Source organism: Cellulomonas bogoriensis 69B4 = DSM 16987, assembly GCF_000767165.1.
In the GTDB taxonomy this organism is placed as follows: Bacteria; Actinomycetota; Actinomycetes; order Actinomycetales; family Cellulomonadaceae; genus Actinotalea; species Actinotalea bogoriensis.
On the sequence record NZ_AXCZ01000163.1, the window covers coordinates 1 to 6,082 of the forward strand.

Sequence of the window (6,082 nt, forward strand, 5' to 3'; positions counted from 1 at the left end):
CGGAGGGATCGGGCGCGCGGGCTGCCCACCGCCGACCCGGACCGGAGGCTGTCCGTCGGGTGCGGGCCGGCGGCGGCGCGGTGGCTCGAAGCTCGGGGGCCCGGCCATCAGCCGCAGACCGTGGTCTTGTCGTCGGCGGTGAAGGCGTCCACCCCGGGACGGACCTGCTCGCGTTCGTCAGTCGTGGACGAGTCCTCGTCCGGCGCCTCGGGCGCGTCGTCACCCTCCCCTGCGGGAGCCTGCGTCTGCGGTTCGGGCTCCGGCTCGATGATGGGACGGTCGTTGGCGACCCGGTCCCACAGGTCTGCGGCCTCGTGGGTCCACACCACCCGGTTGGGGTCCACGGGGTCCGCTCCGAAGGGCACTGTCATGAAGGCGATGTTGCCACTCGGGACGTTGCGCAGGCTGAACGCCAGGCCGGACATGTCGGTGAGTCGCGACAGGTCCGAGCTGACGGTCAGGGAGCGGGTGGCCGCGTCCAGGAACCGCAGGAGCTCAGGGACGTCGGTCAGCAGGTTCGCGCTCAGGACCTCGCGGGCGGTCGCGGCCAGCAGCTCCTGCTGCCGGCCGATGCGCCCGGTGTCCGAGCCGTCGCCCAGCCCCTGGCCGGTGCGGGCGCGGGCGAAGGCGAGCGCGGTCTCGCCGTCGAACACCTGCTTGCCGGCCTGGATGTCCAGTCGCGCCTTGCGCGAGTACATGTCCTGCTCGATGCACATGGGGATGCCGCCGAGGGCGTCGACCATCTCGATGAAGCCCGACATGTCGACCACGACGAAGTGGTGGACGTACACCCCGGTGAGCTGCTCGACGGTCTTCTGCGTGCACGCAGCCGCGTCGGTGGTGCTGCCGTTGCGCCCACCCGCGGCGAAGGACTCGTTGAACATGGTGCGGGACCGGGCGGGTGCCACGGTGCCGTCCGAACGCTCGCACTCGGGCACCGCGACCATCGAGTCCCGGGGTATGGAGATCAGCTCGATGCGCTCCCGGTCCGCTGAGATGTGGACCAGGATGGTGGTGTCCGACCGCTCCCCGTCGATCTCGTCGGCCGCGATGCTGCGGTTGCCCTCTCGGGAGTCGGTACCCATCACCAGGATGTTGACGGGCCGACCGGAGCTCGGGTCGTTCGGGTCCGGGTCCACCTCCGCCGGACGCTCGCCCAGGAGGTGGTCGGTCTGAGCGGTGTTGATGTTGCCCTGCAGGCGCGTGAACGCGGCCGCGCCCCCGGCCACCGAGAAGGACAGGACGGCCACGACCCCGAGCGCGACGCTCCGCAGCAGCGGGTGCCGGCGCAGACCCCGCGCGTGGCGCACGCTCATCAGCGAGGGGTAGCTGGCATGGCGGGGGCTCACGGTGATTCAGCATAGGTCGCCACGGTGTCCCGCCGGGGGAGCCGACGCACCGGTGCCGTGGAGGACTTGTGGAGGAGGGCACCCGGTCGTCCCCACCACCACCCGTACGGACGTGCGGGTGGCCCTGGTCGGCTAGCCTTCACGACGATGAACGCCCTGGGTGCCTCGATCGGTCCCGACGGCCCCTGGCCGCCGGTCAGCGTGGTCATGCCCGTCCTCAACGAGGAGAACCACCTGCGGGAGTCGGTGGAGCGGATCCTCGCCAACGGCTACCCGGGTGAGGTCGAGATCGCGCTCGCGGTGGGACCCTCGCACGACCGCACCGAGGAGATCGCCGCCGAGCTCGAGGCCCGGCACGCCGAGGTGCTGGTGGTGCACAACCCGACCGGGCGCACCCCGGCCGCCCTCAACGCCGCGATCCGGGCGACCACGCACCCCGTGGTGGTCCGGGTGGACGGTCACGGGATGCTCCCGCCGGGGTACATCCGGACCGCGGTGCGCGAGCTCGTGCGCACCGGTGCCGCGAACGTCGGTGGCCAGATGGTGCCGCAGGGCGTGACACCGCTGGAGCAGGCCGTCGCCCGTGCGATGAGCAGCTACCTGGGGATCGGGGGGGCCGAGTTCCACGTCGGAGGGGTCGCCGGGCCGGTGCCGAGCGTGTACCTGGGGGTGTTCCGCAGGGACGTCCTGGAGCGGCTGGGCGGGTTCGACGAGGAGTTCCACCGTGCGCAGGACTGGGAGCTCAACTACCGGATCCGTCAGGCGGGGGAGCAGGTCTGGTTCGTCCCGGAGCTGCGGGTCACCTACCGACCCAGGTCCACGTTCCGGGCCCTGGCGCGTCAGTTCCACGGGAGTGGCCAGTGGCGCCGCGAGGTCATGACCCGGTACCGGGAGACGGCCTCGGTCCGATACCTGGCACCGCCGGCCGCCCTGGTCGGGGTGGTGGGCGGTGCGCTCGTCGCCGGAGCCGGGCTGGCCACGGGTACCGCGTGGGCCCGTGCCGCCGCGGTGCTTCCCGCGGGCTACGCCGGGGTGGTCCTGCTCGGCTCGCTGGTCGAGGGCAGGGGGCTCCCGCTGCGGGCACGGCTGCGGTTCCCGGCGGTCATCGCCTGCATGCACATGAGCTGGGCGTGGGGGTTCCTGCGCCCGGGCGGCCGCCGCTGACGGCCTAGAACCTCCACAGGTGGTCGTGCGGTTCGGGGCCGTACCCGGTGGTGCGCGCCCCGGCGGTGATCGCTTCGCGCTCGAGCCGGGCCTGGGCGTCCTCCCACAGCTCGCCGAAGCTCGCGTCCAGCTCGGGGCGCAGGACCTGGACGCCGCCGGGCGCGGGCGTGATCTCGCCGAAGACCACGCCCTCGTCGCGCTCGTAGAGGTCCACGCGCACGAACGGTGACCGGATCGCCCCGGACAGCAGGCGCCCGGTGCTGGTCAGGGCCTCCAGGTGCCGAGGCGCGGGCAGGCTCTGGTCGAGGGCCAACCCGGGCCGGGCGTTGCCCATGTCGGCGCCGTCGGCGTCGAAGTAGCGGAACGCCCTCCCGTCGGCCGCGCGGCTGCGCCGACCCGCCACCATGATCATCCCGATGGTGCCGTAGAAGCAGTACAGCTTGTAGTCCGGGACCACCTCGAGCCCGGTCCCCTGCGGGGCTGTCATGAGCTCCTCGATGAACAGCTCCTCGCTGACCGAGCCCTTGTCGACCAGGCGGGTGAGTCGGGCCTGGATGTCCTCGACGCCCAGGTGTCGGCTGCTGAGCAGGTCACGGAACCGGTCGCCGTCGCGGCGCACGGGCATCACGCCGTGGGAGGCCGTGCCGTGGAACGTCTTGACCACGAAGGCGTCGGGCAGCTCGTCCCAGGGGACGTCGGCGGGGCGGGCGTATGCGCCGATCACCGGTGGGATCGCCACACCGTGGCTGACGGCGAACCGGTAGCCACGGTGCTTGCGGTTGAGCTCCCACATCGGCAACGGGCCGCCGAGGCGCTTGAGGTGGCCGTGGATGCGGCCGGCCTCACGGAGCTTGTACAGGAACGAGGGGCTCTGCATCGCCGTCGCCGGCTGCTCGGTGCGCGTCCCCTCGGTGCGCGTCCCCTCGGTGCGTGTCCCCTCGGTGCGTGTCCTCTCGGTGGGGGGCGCGTCGAGCTCGGCGCGGCGCAGCCGGCGACGCAGCTCCTTGATGGTCGCGTCGCGCCGGGCGACAGGGGGCAGGCGTCGGACGAGGCTGGTGAGCACGCGGTCTCCTGGGCGTTGCGGGGCGACGGCGAATGCTACCTGCGGCGCACCCCGAGGGTGTTCTTTCCGTCCCCGTTCCAGTCACCGGTGAGGGACACGTCGTCGAGGCGTCCGTAGATGACGCGCACGTCGGCCTCGCCACCTTCGATGGAGTTCTTGATGTGGTACTCGCGGCCACGTCGGATCGCCAGGGTGTCCTTGCCGTCCCCGTTCCAGTCACCGACCAGCACGAGGTCGTCGGCGCGCCCGTACTGGACGGTGTACTCGGCCTCGCCGGTCTGCAGGGTGTTGGTGAAGAAGAACCGGTTGCCGCGTCGCACGGCCAGGGTGTCGCGACCGTCCCCGTTCCAGTCACCGGTGACGACCTCGTCGTTGGCCTGCCCGAACTTCACGACGAGGTCGGCCGTCCCGTCGGTCAACGAGTTGCGGATGTGGAAGTGGTTGCCCCGTCGGACGGCCAGGGTGGCGGAGCCGTCTCCGTTCCAGTCACCGATGACGACCTCGTCGTCGGGACGCCCGTAACGGAACAGGTGGTCCGCCTGGCCGCCCTGCAGGTGGCGCTGCACGTGGTACTCGCGGCCCCGTCGCACCGTGAAGGTGTCGCGTCCCTGGCCGTACCAGTCACCGACGAGCACGTCGTCGTCGGCGCGACCGTACCGGAAGTCGATGTGCGCACTGCCGTCGCGCAGGTCGTTGCGCAGCAGGTAGCGGTTGCCCTGGTGGCTGAGGCGGTCGACGACGGCGCCGACGGAGGTGCGCATCGTGGGGAGCCGGTTGTAGATGTTCTGACCGGGGCAGATCGTGCTGCCGACGTCGCGGTGGGCGAAGATCCGGGGCAGGCCGGTGCGGTTGGGCATCCTGCTGGCGGTGGTGACGTCGATGCCGGCGCGGGCGAAGTGCCACCCGATCACCTCGCTCATGCGGTCCAGGATCACCTGGGGCGCGTAGGTGGAGGTGTAGTTGCCGATCGCGGAGATCCCGAGAGAGTGCTGGTTGTAGCTGCGCGCGTGCGCGCCCGTCACGATCACCCCGTCGTTGGAGGCGAGGGTGCCTCGACGGCCTTCGAACACCTGGCCGTACTTGTCGACGAGGTAGTTGTAGCCGATGTCGTTCCAGCCGAGCGTGACCGCGTGGTAGTTGTGGATCCCGCGGACGATCGAGGCCGACTGGGCGCGCGTGTAGTTGTTGTTCCCGGCGGTGTGGTGCACCACCGCGGCGCGGAGCTGGTGGTAGCTGGGACGCCAGGTGCTGCGGGCCTCGTTCGCGCCCCAGGCGCTGCGGGAGATGATCCCCCCTGCGACCTGGTCCGACGTCGGCATCGCGGCGTTGGCCGGTACGGCGGCGGAGGCCTGGACCGGCGCCGCGGCCGCGACCGACGTGGTCCCGGGTGCTGCGGGGGCCGAGGCGGGTGTGAACAGTGCAGGTGCGGCGGTCGTCGCCGGGGTGCCGCTCCGGGCGGCCGTGCTCGCGGTCGAGCGGTCCTCGTCGGGCTCGGGCAGGGTCGAGACCTCGGCGTCGGGCTCCTGCACCTCCTTGACGTCGGTGCTCGGGTTGGCGGGCATCAGCACCACAGCGAGGTCGGCCGGGAGCTGCGCGCCCCGCACCTTGACCTGCACCCCGGAGGCCACCCCGGTGACGTACGGCTCGGTGCCGACGACCGTCGCGTCGTCGTGCAGGGGGTCGGTGTCGAGCTCGTCCCACTCCGTCCAGCCGTCCGCGGCCAGGACGCGGATGAAGACGTACGGTGGCTCGTCGGTCCCCGCGGGGTCCCAGGTCACACCTGCGACGTAGAAGTCGGCGGTCGACAGCGCAGGGGTGATGATCGCCTGGTCGAGGTCGTCTGCAGCGACCCGGGGGGCGCTGCTGAGCGTGGTCTGCTCGACCTCGACGGACGTCACGTCCTCGAGGTTCTCGCCGGTCCCGTCCTGGGTCTGGCTCCGGTCCGGGTCCTCGGTGGGGTCCTCGGTGGTGGGGTCCTCGGCCTCGGGGAGGTCCGGTGCGTCCGGGACGTCGAGCGGCTCGGGGTCGGGCTCGGCGAGGGTGGTCGTCTCGGCGCTGGTGTCGGTCAGCTTGATGCGGGTGACGGGTTCGGGGTCCGGGATCACGGTCTCGGGCGCGTCCTGCTCGTCGACGACCGGGACGGCACGCACCTCATCAGAGCCGCCCAAATCGGACGAAATGGCATGAGGGGTGCCAATCAGGGCAAGAGCGGAAATGATGGCGGGAATTGCTGTGGTGCGGTAGCTCATCGATTCTCGTCCCGTGTTGTGTCGCGCGTCGACCTGCTCAATGACCTTCGGCATAAAGGCGATTCACCATAACCCGCCCGATCGATATTCCTGGGCAGCGCCTGCCGTGTGGTTCCCCAGGCGGCGTGCGACGCCCGGTTGCGGCGGGTGGCGGTCGGGTAGCATCCGACGCGGATCCCACCCGGGACCGGCCGGCCCGCCGGCACCGTCGACCGACCCCCAGGACTGAACCTCATGTCTGTTGATCTTGCTGTCGT

General features: G+C 71.4%; 4 protein-coding genes. 1 reads left to right on the forward strand and 3 read right to left on the reverse strand.

All coding sequences use genetic code 11. The features are described 5' to 3' along the window. Positions 1-107: 107 nt before the first annotated feature. Complete coding sequence (locus tag N869_RS12145; protein WP_035062085.1) at positions 108-1,316, reverse strand: LCP family protein; 1,209 nt, start codon at positions 1,314-1,316, stop codon at positions 108-110. 180 nt (positions 1,317-1,496) lie between these two features. Here N869_RS12145 and N869_RS12150 point away from each other — a divergent pair, with 180 nt between their 5' ends. Next, complete coding sequence (locus tag N869_RS12150; protein WP_035062086.1) at positions 1,497-2,513, forward strand: glycosyltransferase family 2 protein; 1,017 nt, start codon at positions 1,497-1,499, stop codon at positions 2,511-2,513. A 4-nt stretch (positions 2,514-2,517) separates the two neighbouring features. Here the strand turns inward: N869_RS12150 and N869_RS12155 are convergent, their stop codons facing one another. Both N869_RS12155 and N869_RS12160 read right to left on the reverse strand, forming a co-directional pair. After that, on the reverse strand, positions 2,518-3,576 hold the full coding sequence (locus N869_RS12155; protein WP_035062088.1) for an ATP-grasp fold amidoligase family protein: 1,059 nt from the start codon (positions 3,574-3,576) through the stop codon (positions 2,518-2,520). Between the two features lie 35 nt (positions 3,577-3,611). Continuing rightward, positions 3,612-5,726: an N-acetylmuramoyl-L-alanine amidase gene (locus N869_RS12160; RefSeq protein ID WP_035062090.1), complete on the reverse strand. Its 2,115-nt coding sequence runs from the start codon at positions 5,724-5,726 to the stop codon at positions 3,612-3,614. Between the last annotated feature and the right edge of the window lie 356 nt (positions 5,727-6,082).